Here is an 18302-nt window from a genome sequence, read left to right as displayed (position 1 = left end):
TATAATTATTTTAGTGGGTCAATGGAGTCTATAAGTGTCGGTATTCCGAAACCCAAAAAAATCATCAATATTTATCAATTTGAATACTCCTGACTACTAAGCACGAAAAGACTTAGCTTTGGAAAAGAGCCCGAGTGGCGAAAATTTTTGCGGTTACTTTATTTAGTAGAGAGTCGTTGAGTAGAGCATCTCGGCAAGAATGAATTTCTCTTTAGTACTTCGAAGTGTTCTATCGGAGTTGTTTCAGAAAAGCTGGATTCGGTGTGCGAAATATATTGATGTTTAATAGTTGTTGCAGGTCGGTATATTGTTCGCTTGGTGGCAAGTTGTAAGACAAGGCCTGAGCTTTCGAGTAATCATTTATTCTTCAATCCGCAAGAATTGACCCCATTATTTTTTAATATCTTTACTTAGTTGATGTAGGTTCAACGTTTGCAGCTTCTGCAGCATTGCGTGCTTCAATCCGGTAGAGCCACATCCTGAAGTTATCTCAGGTGGATCCATACACCTGGCCCTCCGGGTGCTAGGTGGATTAAAACGTTCTCGATGTTGTGTCATCTCCTGTGGGGAACATTGCTAGGCCATCATGCAGTCGTGGACATCATTAAAATCCAGACACAAAAAAACCCGCAATAGCGGGTTTTTTCAGAATTTGAATGGTGCCCAGAGGCGGAATCGAACCACCGACACGGGGATTTTCAATCCCCTGCTCTACCGACTGAGCTATCTGGGCCTTGCTTTATGGCTTGTCTTTAGGAGACCCGCCAGCGAAGAGCCGCGTATTAAACCCGCTCGACTGCTAGGAGTCAAGACAGACTTAACAGCTTGTGATGCTAGTCTTTGGAAGCGTCTGTTGGCGCGACATATCCCTCTGCTTTGTCTACTTCTTCGCCACTGAAGAACTTGCTCATTTGTTCTTGCAAATAGGCGCGCGCCGTCATGTCCATCATATTGAGCTGCTTTTCGTTGATGAGCAGGGTTTGGTGGGCTAGCCATTCCTGCCAGGCCTGTTTGGAGACATTGTCGAAGATGTCTTGGCCTTTGGGGCCGGGCATGGGTGGGAGGTCTAGGCCTGTAAGGTCTTTTTGGTATTTCCGGCAAAACACGGTTCGGGTCATAAGTTGTCGATAATTAGGTTGGTGAGTGGACGTTTATTGTGTCGAGAGATTGTTTGGCAAGCTTGTCGAGCAAGCGCTTTACTGGGGCGGCTAAACCGACGGCAGCGGGTTGGGTCACGTTATACCAAATGCGTTCGTTACTGGCCATGACTTGATGATGGCGTTTTTCTAGCCGAATCCATATTGGCTGAATATCGAGATGATAGTGGCTAAAGGTGTGACGATAGGTCGCCCAACTCTCGATGAGCTTGGCCTCACCGAAATGATCTAGGCAATAATCGAGCGGGTTTTCATCTTGAGTGATTTCAGGGAAGCCCCATAACCCTCCCCAGATTCCAGCGGCGGGTCTTTTTTGTAATAAGTAATGCCCATCCGGGTCTTGGAGCATCAGCATTTGGGTGGCTTTAATGGGTAGCGTTTTCTTCGGTTTTTTACCGGGGAAGTTCTGGATCGTATTTGATGCATAGGCTTGGCAGTGCGAGACTAATGGACAGGTTGAACACTGGGGTTTACTGCGAGTACAAAGTGTTGCGCCGAGATCCATCATCGCTTGGGAGTATTTTCCCGCTTCGTCTTTTGGGGTGAGCGCTTCGGCCTGTTGCCACATTTTTTTAGTGACTTGAGTCTGCCCCGGCCAGCCTTCGATGGCAAAGCAGCGAGCGAGAACACGCTTAACGTTGCCATCTAAAATCGCGGTCGGCAGGTTCCAGGTAATGCTACAAATGGCTCCGGCAGTTGAACGACCGATGCCGGGAAGCTCTGATAGTTCTTCGACGGATTGTGGGAACTCGCCATTGAAATCGGCAACGATTTTTTTAGCGCATGCGTGTAAGTTTCGACCCCGAGCGTAATAACCCAAGCCCGTCCATAAATGCAGTACTTCGTCGAGGGGAGCGGCAGCCAAGGCATGAACATTGGGAAATTGTTGGATGAACTTTTCAAAATAGGGGATCACCGTCGCCACTTGTGTTTGCTGCAACATGACCTCAGACAGCCACACGCGGTAGGCGCTTATATCTTGCTGCCAAGGAAGGTGCGTGCGCCCGTGCTGGTGAAACCAATCAAGTACGGCGGCAGAAAAATTAAAATTGGATGTCATTACTGTCTAATTGAAATAAGGCTAAACGAATTGCGGAAGTACTTTCGCTGAGCTAGGTTTTTGTTTTCCATCGATATTCTTGGGAGTGTATCGACTAATAGAGCATGAAGCTCATATATTTTGTCAGAGAATTTTCGACCTAGCTCAAGCATTCAAAAATTGAGGGCAATCAAGCCTGGGTTTGTCTGTTGAATATCAGTAAAATGCCGATCTCTTTTTCGCAACCAAGTTTAGATGTCTACTATGGGTCAACGAACTCCCCTCTATGATCAACATGTGCAAATGGGCGGCAAGCTTGTCGATTTTGGCGGCTGGGATATGCCCTTACATTACGGCTCACAGCTGCACGAGCATCGACAAGTTCGCGATGTAGTCGGCATGTTTGATGTATCTCACATGACGATCATTGATATCGCCGGTGTTGATGCTGAAAACTACTTACGATTCTTGTTGGCAAATGATGTTGCTAAGTTAGCGAGTGTTCCCGGGAAAGCGCTCTACACCGCTATGTTGAATCATAGTGGCGGCGTAATTGATGATTTGATTGTCTATCGGATGGGCGATTGGTTTCGCACGGTGGTTAATTGCGCGACTCGGGAAAATGATTTGGCCTGGATGCAAGAGCAAGCTAAAGCCTTTGCCGTTGATATTCATGAGCGCCCTGCGTTATCGATGATTGCGGTGCAGGGGCCGAAGGCTATCGAGAAGGTTGCTGAGGTTTTACCTGATTACGCAAAGCCTTTGCATGAGCTAAAAGTTTTTCAAGCGATTGAATGTGATCAATGGTTTTTTTCACGCACCGGCTATACCGGTGAAGATGGTTTGGAAATTATTTTACCGGCAGAAGAATCCGTAAATTTTTGGCAAGCTTTGGCTGCGGTGGATGTAGCACCCTGTGGCCTTGGCGCTCGCGATACGCTGCGTTTAGAGGCTGGAATGAATCTCTATGGGCATGAAATGGATGAAAGTGTTTCTCCATTGGCGGCGAACATGGCGTGGACCATTGCTTGGGAACCCAGTGAGCGAGATTTTATCGGTCGCACGGCTCTAGAAATTGAAAAGTCCAAGGGCGATAGCCAGCAGTTAGTTGGTTTAGTGATGTACGAACGGGGTGTCTTGCGCTCTCATCAACGAGTACTCATTCCTGGTGGTGACAAAGAAGGCGAAATAACCAGCGGCACTTTTTCACCCACTTTAGGCGCGTCAATCGCATTGGCGCGAGTACCTATGCCAGTTGGGGATACTTGTTTTGTTGAGGTTCGCAACAAGCATTGTGAAGTAAAAGTGGTGAAACCTTGTTTTGTGCGAAAGGGACAAAAATTAATTTAACTAGAATTTAATTTATAGATTTTCGCGAAAACAATTATCGAGAATAGTTTTTTCGTGATGATACATTTATTATCCATATAATTTTAAAGTACACACATCGTGAGGGGTGGGAGCATGAGTGAATTTAGGGGCGATCTAAAATATTTGGCGAGCCATGAATGGGCGAGAGTCGAGTCAGATGGAACGGTGACCGTTGGTATTAGTGACCATGCTCAAGATAGTTTAGGAGACGTGGTTTACGTAGAGTTACCGGAGCTCGGTAGTGAAGTTACCGCAGGAGAAGAAGCGGGTGTTGTCGAATCGGTTAAAGCCGCATCGGATATCTTCTCGCCAGTTTCTGGCGAAGTTATCGAGATTAATGAGTTGTTGGAAGAAACGCCAGAAACTGTTAACGCCTCGCCTTATGATGATGGTTGGTTCTACAAAGTTAAGCCTTCGGATCTAGGCGATTTAGACGATGCCTTAGACGCTGATGCTTATCAGGCGGCGATTGAAGACGAAGAATAAAAACCTGAAATATTTATCAATAAAAAAAGCGCAAAGTATTGCGCTTTTTTTATGCTCGATTGTTAAGAGGTTTCTAACCTGTTCTATTCCTCAACACTTGGTGGAGCAATTGCTTCAGCAAATAACGATAAACTGCCTATCATTTCAGCTCGCTCCGTTTCGTTTGGCGGCCAAATAAAATCTTCCGCTGAAATCATCTGAATAGTTTCTTGAAATTGCGCTAATAAGGGTAATTGTTCATTTGATAAAATCCAATCAGCAAAGCCAATATTTTCATCAAATAGAATATTGTTAATTGTGCGTAGCTCTATATAAAATAAAGTCGCCTCGTCGGCGGAGAATTGATTATGCAATATCGGATCGTTGGCGGCGTTGGTACTAGCTTGTTCAATCGTTTCTTCTTGTTCAGAAATCGCTTCCGCTTCACTTGCGTTAAAATTATTTATCCATTCGATACGTTGAGCTAGCATAGAGTAGGCTGCTGCTTGTAATAATTGCATGCGACTTAAGGGTGTCAATGCAGAATAATTCTGTCGAACCGTATCCGCCGGGTTCTCCAATTGTTGTTTTAATTGGCTGATGTCATCGGTTAATAAAACTGATAATAAATTTAACAACACCCGGCGTCGATTATTGGGCAGGTCGATTATTCTCACCCCAGTGGATCTTTGTGTCGTGTCTAGTTCTTGTATATCAAGATAATCATCCGCTAAGCGCGCACCTGTTTCGCCCCATAATAAATACTCAATAGCATGGAATCCCAAGCTCACTTCAGTTTCATCGCTAAAACCATGTTGCGCACGCAGCGATTCTGCGGCTAACGGCATGGCGATATCATTTACGATGCCGCTATTTGCATAGACATCAAAGTAATCAAGATAGCCAGGCAAAATTGGCTGTGCGTCGATCAAAAAATTGGTAGGAATGAGTTGACCAAATAAACCAGGATTACTAAGACCAAGCGTGATAAACATCTCAAGTTGTGTGTAGGTTGTATGTGATGTATGCCAAGACTCCCTCGCTGCTGTCAGTGTTTCGTCGTTGGGATCCTGCAAAAATTTTTGAATAGCATTTTGCAACGATTCAGCTTCATTAACGCTTTCGTTTGCAAAACTAATCCCTTTTAGCCATGCGGCTTCAGTTCTTGGGAGAATGCTCGGGTCAACACTTACGACTTTCTCTGTTGGTGTGACGCTTTCCTCAATCGGTTCTTTTCTATCGCAAGCAATTACTACAAGAAGTAACAGCGCACAACAAAAAAATTGCGATAAAGAAAATCGCGATAAAAAGAGTATCTTGAATATGTCCATAAGACGCCTTTTATTTCTATCGACTAACTAGGGCTCGCATCTCGCAAACTAATAATGGGCCATTGTCGTTCTTTGGCGACTTCTGCCAATTTTTCATCAGGATCTACTGCAAAAGGAAAATTAACTTTTTCCAAAAGTGGTAAATCATTAATAGAGTCACTGTAAAAATAACGGTCCATCTCGGCGATAGGATCTTTTGGGTCTTCAGTTTCCGAAAGTTTGGCGAGCCAACGTTCGAGATGGATGATTTTTCCTGCTTGGTAACAGGGCTCTCCTTCAAGGTTGCCGGTATAATGTCCATCAATAATTTCAAGTTCGGTAGCGAGTAAATGTTCTATCTTCAACAAGCTCGCAATCGGTTGAGTAATAAATCGGTTTGTGGCGGTGACGATTGCGATGATGTCGCCCTTCTCTTTGTGATGCTCAATTAATAACTCTGCTTTAGGAAGTCTCAGCGCTTGAATTTTCTCGGCGATAAACTTTTCTCGAAGTGTAGAAAGTTTGGTGGCTGAAAATTTGCTCAGAGGTTCCGCCGCAAATTTTATGTATGCCTGTATATCCAGCTCGCCACGGCAATAAGCTTGATAAAATTCCTGGTTGCGTTGTTGGTAGGTTTCCGTGTCGACAAGTTTTTGTTCCACCAAAAATTCGCCCCAGCCAAGATCACTGTCACCCGCGATCAAGGTATTGTCTAAATCAAAAAGTACCAATGCCACTGCTATAAGCTCTCCAATTTTTTGTAAACGCTCATTGCTAACCTTGCTTTGCTGAAAATTACATTTTTGTTTGCTTGCTGTACAGGTGTGAACTATGCCGTCGAAACCCGCAAACATTCAAATTAAGAGGCGAGATTTTACACGCCTAGTACCTGGATGTAGACCACGTGAAACCTTTATTTCTTTGCTGGTATAGCGGATTGACGATGGTACACTGCGGTGCGAGAAAGAAAATAAAAAGTAGCGCCCAGATCATTATAATTGCCTGTTTTTCAACAACTTAACAATTAATGATTGAATTGCGCTGAAGTTGTGGAACAATGGACAGCTTCGCTTTTTGCGATCTGGGCATGGGGAATCAGGGGTACAACAGACTATTATTTGCCCCTGTATGGTTTTGGCTGGGAGAGTTTTCCTGGCTTGGCCCAAGAATATTGAGGGTAAAGTCGTGATTGACGTCGATGGTTTTCGACCAAATGTGGGAATAATCCTAACAAACCCACAAGGTCAAATATTATGGGCACGTCGTATAGGTGGCCAAGACGCTTGGCAATTTCCACAAGGCGGCATTCAACAAGATGAGTCTCCTGAGGAAGCTCTCTATCGAGAGTTAACCGAAGAAGTCGGGCTTGAAGAAAATGACGTAGAAGTTTTGGCCTGCACTCGTGGCTGGTTACGTTATCGCCTGCCAAAGAATTTTATTCGCCATCAATCCAAACCAGTGTGTGTTGGCCAAAAGCAGAAATGGTTTTTGTTGAAACACGTGTCTGACGAAAATAGAATTTGTCTCGATGGTGCAGATGACGCAGAGTTTGATGAATGGCGTTGGGTGAGCTATTGGTATCCCCTAGAAAAAGTTATTTCATTTAAGCGTGATGTTTATCGCCGCGCATTGAAGGAGTTAGCACCGGTTTTTTGTGATTTTCAAAAAAAACAAATTAATGGCGAACAGCATAGTCAGGCGAATAGTAGCCAGAAAAATAATAATAAAAAAAATAAAAAAGCTAAGAAATCGAATCATCTAAAAAAAGTCACCTCTTCAGGTAGGTTCTAACTTATGTTGTCGTCGTTGCGCAGTATTGTCCAAGAGCTGAATGTCGCGCGCGATTTGCAATCTGTATTGGAGATCATTGTTAATCGCGTTAAGTCCGCGATGAAAACTGAAGTGTGTTCTATCTATCTACGTGATGGCCAAGGCAGTTATTTAATGATGGCAACGGATGGTTTGAATCCCGACGCCGTCGGCAAAGTTCGCCTGAAGCCTAGCGAAGGTTTGGTTGGTTGGGTTGCGATGCGTGAAGAGCCCATCAATCTCGACGATGCTGAATCCCATCCCAATTTCCAATATTTTCCCGAGACCGGTGAAGAGCGTTATTCCGCGTTTTTGGGTGTTCCTATTATTCATCAACGTGTCGTCTTGGGGGTGCTTGTTGTTCAGCAAGGCGAGCGTCGCCGTTTTGATGAAGGTGAAGAAGCATTCTTGGTGACAATGTCTGCGCAATTAGCGGGGGTCATCGCACACGCTGAGGCGACAGGCTTGCTCAGCAACATGGGGCAGCAAGCGAAGGAAGGTAAGTTTAATGGCGTGGCGGGCGCTCCTGGCGTTGCGATGGGAACGGGTGTCGTTATGATTCCCGCCGCCGATTTAAACTCAGTTGTGTTTCGACAAATCGAAGATATTGATGGCGAGAAACAATTTTTTCAACGCTGCTTAATAAAAGCCCGAGAAGAAATAAAAGATCTCGGTTTGCAATTGAAATCTCGTTTAAACCGCGAAGAGCAGGCCTTGTTTGATGCCTATTTAAGTATGCTCGACGATACATCGCTAGCTGGTGAAGTCATTGAGAGAATTAACCAGGGCGTTTGTGCTTCGTTCGCATGGAGTGAAGTTATTCTTGAGCACGAACGAAATTTCTCAACGATGGAAGACGCTTATCTTCGTGAGCGCGCGGCAGACGTACGAGATTTAGGTCGTCGCGTATTGATGCATCTACAGGAATCATTTCAAGAATTACGTGAATATCCAAACAACGCCATTCTCGTTGGCGAAGAGCTAACCGCAGCAATGTTAGGCGAAGTGCCTAAAGAGCATTTGTTGGGTTTAGTGTCTGTTAAAGGCTCGCACAATTCTCATGTGGCCATTCTGGCTAGAGCCATGGGCATACCGACCGTTGTTGGTGCAGTCGAACTCCCTTTCAAAAAAATCGATGGTCGTGAGTTAGTCGTCGATGGTTACAATGGTGTTGTCTACAGTGACCCCGGCCCTGAATTACGCAAACGTTACCAAGCAATTTATCAAGAAGAACAAGAGCTCGTAAAAGGTTTTGAGGCCTTAAAAGATTTACCTTGTGAGTCGCTAGATAACCATCGTGTTCCGCTTTGGGTGAATACCGGTTTGATGGCTGACGTAGTTCGCTCTTTAGAGCGCGGTGCTGAGGGTGTTGGCCTTTATCGAACTGAGGTTCCATTTCTATTGCGCGATCGTTTTCCTACGGAAGAAGAGCAGCGAATTATTTACCGCGAGCAGTTAGAAGCCTTTGCACCCCATCCAGTTACGATGCGCACCTTAGATATTGGCGGCGATAAATCTCTTCCGTATTTTCCTATTGAAGAAGACAATCCATTTTTAGGGTGGCGTGGGATTCGCGTCACTTTGGATCATCCTGAAATTTTTCTCGCGCAAGTGCGAGCAATGTTGAAAGCCAGTGAAGGTTTGAATAATTTACGCATTATGTTACCGATGATTGCGAGCACATCGGAATTAGAAATCGCGCAAACATTAATTTATCGCGCCTATCATGAATTACTTGAGGAAGGCCACACCATCGACTTGCCGCCAATCGGGGTCATGATCGAAGTGCCTGCTGCTGTTTATCAAGTGCGAGAACTTGCTGCACGAGCAAATTTTTTATCGGTGGGCAGTAACGATTTAACTCAGTACATCCTTGCGGTGGATAGAAATAATGCCCGTGTTGCCGATTTATATAATTCATTTCATCCGGCGGTTTTACGCGCATTGCAATTCATTGTTTCTGAGGCGCATTCCCAAAGTGTGCCTGTAACTATTTGTGGTGAAATGGCAGGCGATCCCGGCGCAGCAATTTTACTGGCGGCAATGGGTTATGATGTATTATCGATGAACGCGACTAACCTACCAAAAGTGAAATCTGTTATTAGAAATATCACTATGGTACAGGCCGAAGAATTACTCGATAAAGTGATGTCTTTAATTGACGCTGATGAAATAAATAATTGCGTAAATGAAATGTTGCAGGAAGCAGGCATTACGCGCTTGTTAAGACCCTCTCGAAGCCATTAATCGCAAGGCTTTTGAATCTCCTTCTGCTATACCCAGTAACACGCGAAAAGCTTTGATTTTCGTTGTCCGGTGTTTCGAACACAGCGGTAAAATTTCTTATGTTATTCCAATTCCAGCAATGATTGGTTCTCAGGCCCTATACACGGTAGAGCGATCAGGTAATTGAATAAATAAAGATTACTTAAGTGTTTTCGCTAAAAATTCTAGCGCAGAAAATTTGTGAGATCTAATTGGCTTGGCTATTAGTCGACGATAAAACTAAAACTTTTATCACCAAAAGGTGCTTCGTAAAAACTGCGTTCTTTGAATTGAACTTGGTTTGAGCTATTAATAATTATCGACGTCGATAAGCAAGTTCCATAGGTTTCAGATTCTATAAACATCGGCGATAAGGTACGTTCGAGTTCAATGTCGATACCAGTGTTTGGTAACTCATGATCGCCTGCGATTGACTTGTCGCCGAGAATTGACAGTAGTTGATCGTTATTAATGGGGCTAGTATTCGAGTGCTTCTGTATAATTTTTTCGAGGCTTTCTTTGCCTCGTATTACCTTAGGCCAGGGCGAATTCAATTTGTGATTACTCAAGCCATAGATGCCGGGAGTCAAAATTTCCAGCGCTTTGTCGTTGTTGCAGTAAACAAATTCTTTTTTGTCGCCGATTAATAAATTGAAACCATTGTAGCGATCGGCTTTGGCAACGACGCTTTCGCAGTAGTCGACGGGGTCGACATCACTAACTAGAAAATCACTAACCAGATGCCCTCTCGATATGAGATCGGCTTGTGTGTTAGCGCCACCTCTTAAATTCGTGATAGCGGCAAATTTGCCCTGTCGAGTGATGCCAAGCCAAGAGCCTCCAGCTTTCATGTCGCGACCGGCGAGCACCTTGGGAGAATCTTGCCAGAATGCCGCAGGGGCAGTTGGGCGATCGTATCGCTCATCTCGGTTGGCGGCCAAGATCAACGGGAAGTCTTGGTGAGAGCGATAGGCAAAAAGTATTAAACACATATAAATTCGGCTTTTTTAATTTCGTCATCTAAAAGGGTCTCGTAGTGTAACAGACGATGTTTTCAGCAATTCTGATCATCCGAGGGCAAGTTCATTGGCATCACGAATTTGGTCAATGGTATCATCTCGGCCTCGCCGAAAAATCGACTAATAACGAAGCAGTTTAGTACCCCTGTATGAGCACCTCATTTATAGACCCCATCGCATTCTCTATCGGCCCTCTATCAATTGCAGGGAAAGAATTTGGCCCTTTAAGCGTTCACTGGTACGGGATCATGTACCTGTGTGCTTTTGCGGCGGCTTGGTTTATAGCCTTTAAACGCAGTGAGCAGAAAAATAGCGCGGTTAAAAAAAACCAAGTTGAGGATTTGATCGTTTACGGGGCCCTCGGCGTAATTGTTGGTGGGCGCCTTGGTTCAGTATTTTTCTATCATTTTGATGATTTTCTAAATGACCCATTGTGGTTATTTCGTGTCTGGGAAGGCGGCATGTCATTTCATGGCGGCTTGCTCGGCGTCATTGTTGCAATGGTGCTCTACGCGCGGCGTATAAACGTGCCATTTTTAAGTTTGATGGATTTTGTCGCGCCATTGGTTCCTTTGGGTTTGGGTTTTGGTCGTTTGGGAAATTTTATTGGTCAAGAACTTTGGGGGCGAGCGACTAGTGTATCTTGGGGGATTGTTTTTCCACGAGATCCAGAAAAAATTCTGCGCCATCCCTCTCAACTTTATGAGGCAGCCCTTGAAGGCTTGGTGCTATTTATTATTATTTTTTGGTTCTCGATGAAGCCAAAACCTCGTGGGGCGGTGTGTAGTTTGTTTGTATTGTTGTACGGTGTTTTTCGTTTCACGATTGAATTTACGCGTGAACCCGACGCACATATATCGTATTTGTTTGGCTGGATGACTCGCGGCCAGCTATTGTCTCTGCCAATGATTATCGTCGGCTTGTTGGTTTTTCTTTGGGCCTACAAAAACAAGCAAGCGAAACTAGGCAGATTGTGAAATTCCTTATCTCAAAAGACTAATTATTATGAAGCAATATTTAGATTTAATGCGCCATGTTCGTGATCATGGTGTGCAAAAAGGCGATCGTACCGGTACTGGAACCAAGAGCGTGTTTGGCTACCAAATGCGATTCAATTTGGCTGATGGATTTCCTTTGGTAACCACCAAGAAGTGCCATTTAAAATCTATTATTTACGAATTGCTTTGGTTTTTAAAAGGCGAGACGAATACGGAATACTTGAAAAAAAACGGCGTAAGTATTTGGGATGAATGGGCGACTGGAGAAGGTGATTTAGGCCCTGTTTATGGTTATCAATGGCGTTCTTGGCCATCACCCAGTGGTGCGGCTATCGATCAAATCTCGCAATTATTAGATCAGATTAAAGCGACGCCCAATTCGCGAAGGCTCATCGTGTCGGCGTGGAATCCCGCACAGTTACCTGATGAAACTAAGGCGCCACAACAAAACGTTGAAGAAGGGCGTATGGCACTTGCGCCCTGCCATACTTTTTTTCAATTTTATGTTGCAGATGGAAAATTATCATGTCAGTTATATCAGCGAAGTGCTGATATTTTTCTTGGTGTCCCGTTTAATATTGCCGGTTACTCGTTGTTGACGATGATGATTGCGCAAGTTGTGGGTTTGCAGCCTGGGGATTTTATTCATACTTTGGGCGATGCGCATCTCTACTCAAACCACAGTGCACAGGTTGAAGAGCAGCTTTCGCGCCAGCCGCGTGCCTTGCCAACGATGAAACTTAATCCAGCGATTAACGATTTGTTTGCATTTGATTTCGACGATTTTGAATTGCAAGGCTACGATCCGCTACCTGGGATAAGCGCTCCCGTAGCAATTTAACTCGGCTATTTAAATTTAGTATTAACAATATAATTTGTTTAAATTAATTCAAATGTTTTGGTAAAAAAATGTTGATCTCTATTATCGTTGCAGCGTCGACAAATAATGTCATCGGCAAAAACAATGAGCTACCGTGGCGAATTTCCGAAGACTTGCAATATTTCAAGCGTAAGACGATGGGTAAAACGATAATCATGGGCCGCAATACATTTGATTCGATAGGTAAGGCGCTTCCTGGTCGCACTAACGTAGTGATTACTCGACAGAAAAATTGGTCCGCGCCGGGGGTAAAAGTCGCTCATTCTATTGCGGAAGCAATACAATTATCTGAAAGTTTGTCGTTGATTGATGGAAACGAAGAGGTTATCGTTATCGGCGGCGCACAGGTTTACCGTGAAGTGTTAGCGATGGCTAGCCGAGTTTATTTAACCAGAGTTCATGCACAAATTGAGGGCGATGCGTACTTTCCTCCGCTGGGCTCTAATGGTGATGAATGGAGGCTTATAAGTAGCGAAGAATTTCCTGCAAGGCTGCCAAATAATTATGATTATGCCTTTGAAGTGTATGAACGCGTTATAAGTAACCAAACGTAACAAGAAATAAATTGATAATAAGCGAGTAGGCACTTGCTAAGCTCGCTAAAGCTAGATAATCCGCTGTGTTTGCGGTGGCTGATAAGGATAATAAGTAGTTGTTACCAAAATACACAAGCGAATTGAAGCGATCACAAATCATTGAATGTTCATGCTAGCTATTATTAAATGTCGCGCTCTTAAACGACATCCGTATTTTATTACAGTTTAATTAATCAAAACCCAGCCTAGACTTGTACGCAATGTGCATTGTTTTTGGCTGATTAAAAGAACCCAATTGGGGGAGCTATGAAGAAGCAACAACTCAGGACCGCAGCGTTGGTAGCAACGTTGTCACTTGGTCTCGGCGCTGGATCCATCCAGGCAGACCAAACTCTCGATGGTATTCTCAAGGAAGGCCAGTCAATCGCAGCAGCAGGTGCTCAGTCTCAACAGCGAATCGATAGGCTGCAAGACGAAACCAGTGACCTGTATCAGCAATTTAAAGTGGTCAACAAAGAGATCGAAGGCCTGAGGGTCTATAACGACCAGCTTCAAAAGCAAATCGATAACCAGCTGGTAGTTATTAAGCAGCTTACTGAATCCATCGACGGCGTAACTGTTCTAGAGAGACAGGTTCAGCCGTTAGTCTTGAGAATGTTGGATGCTCTTGAGCAATTCGTTGAGCTCGATGTGCCTTTCTTGAAGGAAGAGCGTCAAGATCGAATCGCACAACTGTATGAAGTACAGGATCGTGCAGACGTAAACGTTGCTGAGAAATTCCGCCAGGTTCTAGAAGCCTACCGAATTGAATCTGAGTACGGCCGAAACATCCTTACTTATGAAGATACTTTGAACATTGGTGGTGTCGACCTTCAGGTCAATATGCTCATGTTGGGACGTATTGCCTTGGTTTATCAAACTAAAGATCGCAGCTTAACTGGTGTATGGGATTCTCGCGAAAAAGCATGGGTTGAATTAGATCCTGGTACTTACGCGACTTCTATCTCTCAAGGTATTCGTATCGCAAAACAAGAAGCGCCAATTGATATTATCCGCTTACCTATTCCATCTCCGGAGGCAGCCCAATGAAAATGACGATTGTAAAACGCTGCCTATCAGCTGCAGTAATTTCAGCTTTCGCGGTTAACGCCGCAATTGCTCAAGATCAGCCTAAAGCACAGTCTTTAGATGAACTATTGAATATGGTTAAAGAGAACCGAATTCTTGAGACTAGAGAGCATCAACAACGTGAAGCAGAATTCAGACGCCAGCGTGCTAATCAACGATCCGAACTCGATAAAGCGATTGCTACTCGAACTGCTGAAGAGCGTCGTTCTGAGCGTTTAGAGCAGACTTACGAAACTCAAGAAATACAAGTCTCTGAATTGCGTGATCGTCTACAAGAGCGAACCGGCTCTTTGGCTGAGTTATTTGGTCATTTAACTTCGCAGGCCGGTGATACTCGCTCAGTATTAGAGCAGTCTATCGTTTCGGCTCAGCCTGGTTTAAATAATCGAGATGACTTCCTTACGGGTCTAATCGAAAAAATGAATAGCGCCACGCAATTACCATCGATTGGTGAAATTGAGCAGTTGTGGTACGAGATGCAGCGTGAAGCTGTTGAAGGTGGCCGAGTTGTTAAGTTTACTGCACCAGTACAGACAGTAGGCGGTGAGCAAATTGAGCAAGAAGTTGTGCGTATCGGGAATTATCAGCTTGTTTCAGCGGCAGGTAATTATCTATATATGACTTCAGACGGCAAAATCGCAGAACTTCCTCGTCAGCCACAAGGTGGTGTAACTGGAGCAGCAGCGAATCTTGCCGCTTCAAATTCAGGGTTTACCCGCGCTGGTATCGATCCCACAGGTTCTAAAGGTGGTTCTTTCCTAAGCAAAATCATCAACCGACCAAACTTAATCGAGCAATGGCATCAAGGTGGTTATATTGGTTATGCGATCACAGGTTTAGGTGCTTTCGCGATTCTTTTGGCCTTATTTAGAATTCTTGCTCTGTCTGCTACAAGCGGTAAAGTAAGTGCGCAATTACGAGCTAAAAAAGCTAATCCAAACAACCCACTTGGTCGTGTCTTGAAGGTTGCTGAAGATAATCCAAATGCTGACACTGAGTCTTTGGAATTGAAACTCGAAGAAGCCATTCTGAAAGAGCGTCCATCGATTGAAAGCGGCTTAGCTTTACTGAAAGTGATCTACATGATTGCGCCGCTGATGGGTCTTTTGGGTACAGTTGGCGGTATGATTCAAACTTTCCAGGCGATTACGTTATACGGAGCGGGCGACCCTGGAACCATGGCAGACGGTATTTCTTCAGCCTTGGTTACAACAATGGAAGGCTTGATCGTCGCAATCCCAACCATGCTTCTATACACCGTTGTTTACGGTCGTGCTAAGCGCATCCTTCACGTGCTCGATGAGCAAAGTGCCGGTATTGTCGCCGAGAACGCTGAGCGTAAATAGGAGATCGATTAGATGTTGCTGCAGTATCAAGAAGCAATTGCGTCTCTTCTAGCGTTCCTAGACTCTGGTGGCCCAGTGTTGTTGATGGTTTCTGGGCTGGTCTTCGTTATGTGGACTTTGATCTTTGAGCGCATTTGGTATTACAAAGGCGGCTTGCGTAGAGATACGGCGGCTGCCCTAGATGCCTGGGAGTCTCGCGTTGAAAGAAAGTCTTGGGGTGCACATAAGATTCGTGACAAGTTAATTTCTCAAGTAACTCTGCGTGTTAATCAAAACCTATCCTTTATCGCGACTTGTGTGGCTGTATGTCCATTGCTTGGGCTATTAGGAACGGTTTACGGGATGATTGAAGTATTCCAAGTTCTCGGCGTTACCGGTGGAGGTGATGCGAGAGCGATGGCTGGCGGTGTGTCGAAAGCAACAATTCCAACATTAGCGGGAATGGTTGCGGCGATCTCAGGCGTTTTTGGTAATACTATTGTGACGCGCACAGCAGAGCGTGAAAACCAACTACTAGAAGATCATTTGACTATGGATCACTGATCTGTGGTCTGGATGATTGTTTAAGAAAACATGCAACTTTGCACATTTTTGCATATCTATAGAGAAAGATTATGAGTAGGAAAAAGCAAAGACAAGAAGAAGAAGCGGCAATTGACGTAACGCCAATGCTGGACGTGGTGTTCATCATGTTGATCTTCTTTATCGTAACCTCCGTCTTTATTAAAGAAGCCGGTATTGATGTCAATCGCCCAGAAGCTACTACCGCTGAGCCTAAAGATAATGTCAGTATTTTGGTGGCTATCAATAATAACAACGAAGTATGGATCGATAAGCGCCGCGTTGATGTTCGTGCAGTTAAATCTGTGATTGAGCGTTTAAGAGCCGAAAACCCAGAAGGTGGATTAGTTATCCAAGCCGATAATGAGGCTAATGTTAAAACATTAACCGCTGTTGCAGACGCTGCACGAGAATTAGGTTTGTATGATGTTTCCATAGCGACAGAAGACGAGAACTAATCTGACATGAATGTAACTCGACTGATAACTGCCGGTATTTGCGCTGCCTTAACGACGGTTGTGCTTGTAGTCGTGATGTTTAAGCTGGTTGATAAAGAATGGCTACCACCAGAAGAGGTGGATAAAAGAAAAATTGCTGATATTCGGATGCCGGATAGAGAGATTGAAACTCAGTACGATACCTCGAAGCCGGATAAGCCTGATGAGCCTGAAGAAGCTCCTGATATCCCAGAGCCTGACTTTGACGCTCCAGATGTTTCAGCTGATGCTGTAAATATTGCGCAACCTGTAATTAACACCGACATAGCTGTTGGCTTCGGGAACAACTTTAAATCAGATGGTGAGTATCTTCCGATCGTGAGGGTCGAACCACGTTATCCCACCAATGCGGCGAGCCGTGGGATTGAAGGTTGGGTTATCGTTGAGTTTACGGTGACAAGTAATGGCTCAGTTAAAGATCCGATTATCATCGAAAACGATCCATCCAGTATTTTTGATCGCGAAGCAAGAAGAGCTGTGTTGAAGTGGAAATATAAGCCGCGAGTTATTGACGGCAACCCCGTGGAAGTACCCGGTGTTCGTACTAAACTTGTATTTAATTTGGCTGATTAGACTGCCAGTAGAGGTGAGAGATGTTAAGAGGTATGCCCATTAAAAAGTTCATCCTCAATTCCTTAGTTGTTGTGCCAGCATTTGTTTTGGCGCCGATTGCGAGTATAGAGTTTTCTAGCGCTGGCGTTCAGTTACATGTTGCACAGGCGATGAGTCAAACGGTCTCTGAATCAGTGAACAAAAGACTCGCCAAAATTTATGAATTCCTTAATCCTGAAGACGAGAACGCAAAGCCCGACTTGGAAAATGCGCTCAAAGAAGCTAAGGGTGTGAATTCAAGCAGATGGAATGATTTTGAAAAGGCTCAGTTGTATCAAGTATTTGGTAGCATTTATGTGACGATGGGAAATTACCCTGAATCGATCAAATACTATAAGTTGTTTATTGAAACCGAAAGTATTCAACCAGCTGCCGCCTTAAATGTTCAGTACACCTTAGCGCAACTTTATTTAGCAACTGAAAACTATAAAGAAGCTATTCGATTACTTGAAGATTATGTTGCTCGTTCTGAAATTGTTGGCGCGCAACACTATTTCAATTTAGGCCAAGCCTATTATTCGGCTGATAATATTGAAAAAGCGCGAATCAACATCGACAAATCTATTGAGATGTATGAAGGCTCAGATCGCTTGCCACCTGAAAGTGCCTATTCTTTTCAAATGTCTATTTATTACAACAAAGAAGATTATAGAACTGTTGTTAGCGTATTAGAAAAGTTGGTTAGGCATTATCCGAAATTAACTTATTGGAAAACACTGTCTTCTGCATACGCACTTTTAGATCAGACTAAAAATCAACTGGCTGCCTACGAAACTATCTACGGTATGGGTGGTTACACTCAAGAGAAAGAATTGTTAAATATTGCCAGTATGTATCTCGAGGCTGAATATCCCTACAAAGCTGCGAAGGTAATTGAGAAGGGTATTAACGATAAGATTATTGAAACCACTTCTAAAAATTTAGAATTGTTAGGCGCATCTTGGAGTATTGCTAAAGAGCGTGATAAGGCAATTCCAATTATGGAAGAGGCAGCTAAAAAATCCGCAAATGGCGAACTGTATTCTCAATTAGCGCAAATCTATTTGAGTAATGATAACTATCAAAACTCAGTTACCGCGGGACGCGAAGCTTTGAAGCGTACGTTGAGAAAACCCGCAACTGCGCATTTCACCGTTGGAATTTCTCTATATGAATTGAAGAAATACGATGATGCAATCAAGGCTTTCAGAGAAGTTGCCAAAGACAAAACTATGGAAAAACAGGCCCGTCAGTGGATTCAAACCTGTAATTCTGCGAAGTCACGCGAAGAGTCGATGAACGTTGCGTCAAATTAAGCTATAGACTTTAG

General features: G+C 44.1%; 18 protein-coding genes and 1 tRNA gene. 13 read left to right on the top strand and 6 right to left on the bottom strand.

The genetic code is table 11. The annotated features are described in order from the left end of the window. Positions 1–657: 657 nt before the first annotated feature. The 3 genes from ACYUCY_RS14465 to mutY form a co-directional block, all read right to left on the bottom strand. Positions 658–733: transfer RNA gene (locus ACYUCY_RS14465), tRNA-Phe, on the bottom strand. Between the two features lie 100 nt (positions 734–833). Further along, on the bottom strand, positions 834–1118 hold the full coding sequence (locus ACYUCY_RS14460; protein WP_460227227.1) for an oxidative damage protection protein: 285 nt from the start codon (positions 1116–1118) through the stop codon (positions 834–836). Positions 1119–1131: 13 nt separating this feature from the next. Next, complete coding sequence (mutY, locus tag ACYUCY_RS14455; protein WP_460227226.1) at positions 1132–2217, bottom strand: A/G-specific adenine glycosylase; 1086 nt, start codon at positions 2215–2217, stop codon at positions 1132–1134. A 243-nt stretch (positions 2218–2460) separates the two neighbouring features. Here mutY and gcvT point away from each other — a divergent pair, with 243 nt between their 5' ends. Both gcvT and gcvH read left to right on the top strand, forming a co-directional pair. Further along, positions 2461–3546, top strand: a complete 1086-nt coding sequence (gcvT, locus tag ACYUCY_RS14450; protein WP_460227225.1) for a glycine cleavage system aminomethyltransferase GcvT — start codon at positions 2461–2463, stop codon at positions 3544–3546. Positions 3547–3660: 114 nt separating this feature from the next. Continuing rightward, positions 3661–4053 carry a glycine cleavage system protein GcvH gene (gene gcvH / locus ACYUCY_RS14445; RefSeq protein WP_460227224.1) on the top strand — a complete coding sequence of 131 codons (393 nt, stop codon included), beginning with the start codon at positions 3661–3663 and terminating at the stop codon, positions 4051–4053. A gap of 83 nt (positions 4054–4136) precedes the next feature. On the opposite strand, the gene ACYUCY_RS14440 is transcribed toward gcvH, so the two are convergent. Together ACYUCY_RS14440 and ACYUCY_RS14435 are read right to left on the bottom strand one after the other, a co-directional pair. Further along, on the bottom strand, positions 4137–5363 hold the full coding sequence (locus ACYUCY_RS14440) for an imelysin family protein (RefSeq protein ID WP_460227223.1): 1227 nt from the start codon (positions 5361–5363) through the stop codon (positions 4137–4139). A gap of 23 nt (positions 5364–5386) precedes the next feature. Further along, the gene (locus tag ACYUCY_RS14435) at positions 5387–6079 is read right to left on the bottom strand and encodes a histidinol-phosphatase (RefSeq protein WP_460227222.1); all 693 of its coding nucleotides are present in this window, start codon (positions 6077–6079) and stop codon (positions 5387–5389) included. Positions 6080–6527: 448 nt separating this feature from the next. On the opposite strand from ACYUCY_RS14435, the gene rppH reads away from it, so the two are divergent. Both rppH and ptsP read left to right on the top strand, forming a co-directional pair. Beyond that, entirely contained in the window at positions 6528–7133 is a 606-nt protein-coding gene (gene rppH, locus ACYUCY_RS14430) for an RNA pyrophosphohydrolase (RefSeq protein ID WP_460227221.1), read from the top strand. 3 nt (positions 7134–7136) lie between these two features. Then, complete coding sequence (gene ptsP, locus ACYUCY_RS14425) at positions 7137–9398, top strand: phosphoenolpyruvate--protein phosphotransferase (protein WP_460227220.1); 2262 nt, start codon at positions 7137–7139, stop codon at positions 9396–9398. Between the two features lie 242 nt (positions 9399–9640). On the opposite strand, the gene ACYUCY_RS14420 is transcribed toward ptsP, so the two are convergent. Next, positions 9641–10408 carry an NRDE family protein gene (locus ACYUCY_RS14420; RefSeq protein ID WP_460227219.1) on the bottom strand — a complete coding sequence of 256 codons (768 nt, stop codon included), beginning with the start codon at positions 10406–10408 and terminating at the stop codon, positions 9641–9643. A gap of 176 nt (positions 10409–10584) precedes the next feature. On the opposite strand from ACYUCY_RS14420, the gene lgt reads away from it, so the two are divergent. The 9 genes from lgt (at position 10585) to ACYUCY_RS14375 (ending at position 18288) form a co-directional block, all read left to right on the top strand. After that, positions 10585–11412: a prolipoprotein diacylglyceryl transferase gene (gene lgt / locus ACYUCY_RS14415; RefSeq protein WP_460227218.1), complete on the top strand. Its 828-nt coding sequence runs from the start codon at positions 10585–10587 to the stop codon at positions 11410–11412. 28 nt (positions 11413–11440) lie between these two features. Then, positions 11441–12274, top strand: a complete 834-nt coding sequence (locus tag ACYUCY_RS14410; protein ID WP_460227217.1) for a thymidylate synthase — start codon at positions 11441–11443, stop codon at positions 12272–12274. A 68-nt stretch (positions 12275–12342) separates the two neighbouring features. Then, positions 12343–12867 carry a dihydrofolate reductase gene (locus ACYUCY_RS14405; RefSeq protein WP_460227216.1) on the top strand — a complete coding sequence of 175 codons (525 nt, stop codon included), beginning with the start codon at positions 12343–12345 and terminating at the stop codon, positions 12865–12867. 288 nt (positions 12868–13155) lie between these two features. Then, positions 13156–13938: a DUF3450 domain-containing protein gene (locus ACYUCY_RS14400; protein ID WP_460227215.1), complete on the top strand. Its 783-nt coding sequence runs from the start codon at positions 13156–13158 to the stop codon at positions 13936–13938. Then, a complete protein-coding gene (locus ACYUCY_RS14395) occupies positions 13935–15323 on the top strand; it encodes a MotA/TolQ/ExbB proton channel family protein (RefSeq protein WP_460227214.1) in 1389 nt (462 codons plus the stop codon). The genes ACYUCY_RS14400 and ACYUCY_RS14395 overlap by 4 nt, the downstream gene beginning before the upstream one ends. Positions 15324–15335: 12 nt before the next feature. Continuing rightward, on the top strand, positions 15336–15866 hold the full coding sequence (locus ACYUCY_RS14390) for a MotA/TolQ/ExbB proton channel family protein (RefSeq protein WP_460227213.1): 531 nt from the start codon (positions 15336–15338) through the stop codon (positions 15864–15866). 71 nt (positions 15867–15937) lie between these two features. Then, positions 15938–16342, top strand: a complete 405-nt coding sequence (locus tag ACYUCY_RS14385) for an ExbD/TolR family protein (RefSeq protein ID WP_460227212.1) — start codon at positions 15938–15940, stop codon at positions 16340–16342. Between the two features lie 6 nt (positions 16343–16348). Then, complete coding sequence (locus ACYUCY_RS14380; RefSeq protein WP_460227211.1) at positions 16349–16954, top strand: energy transducer TonB; 606 nt, start codon at positions 16349–16351, stop codon at positions 16952–16954. A gap of 32 nt (positions 16955–16986) precedes the next feature. Further along, entirely contained in the window at positions 16987–18288 is a 1302-nt protein-coding gene (locus ACYUCY_RS14375; RefSeq protein WP_460227210.1) for a tetratricopeptide repeat protein, read from the top strand. Positions 18289–18302: the final 14 nt, after the last annotated feature.

This window comes from Aurantivibrio infirmus, from assembly GCF_054767315.1.
This window is presented reverse-complemented; position numbering and strand designations above follow the sequence as displayed.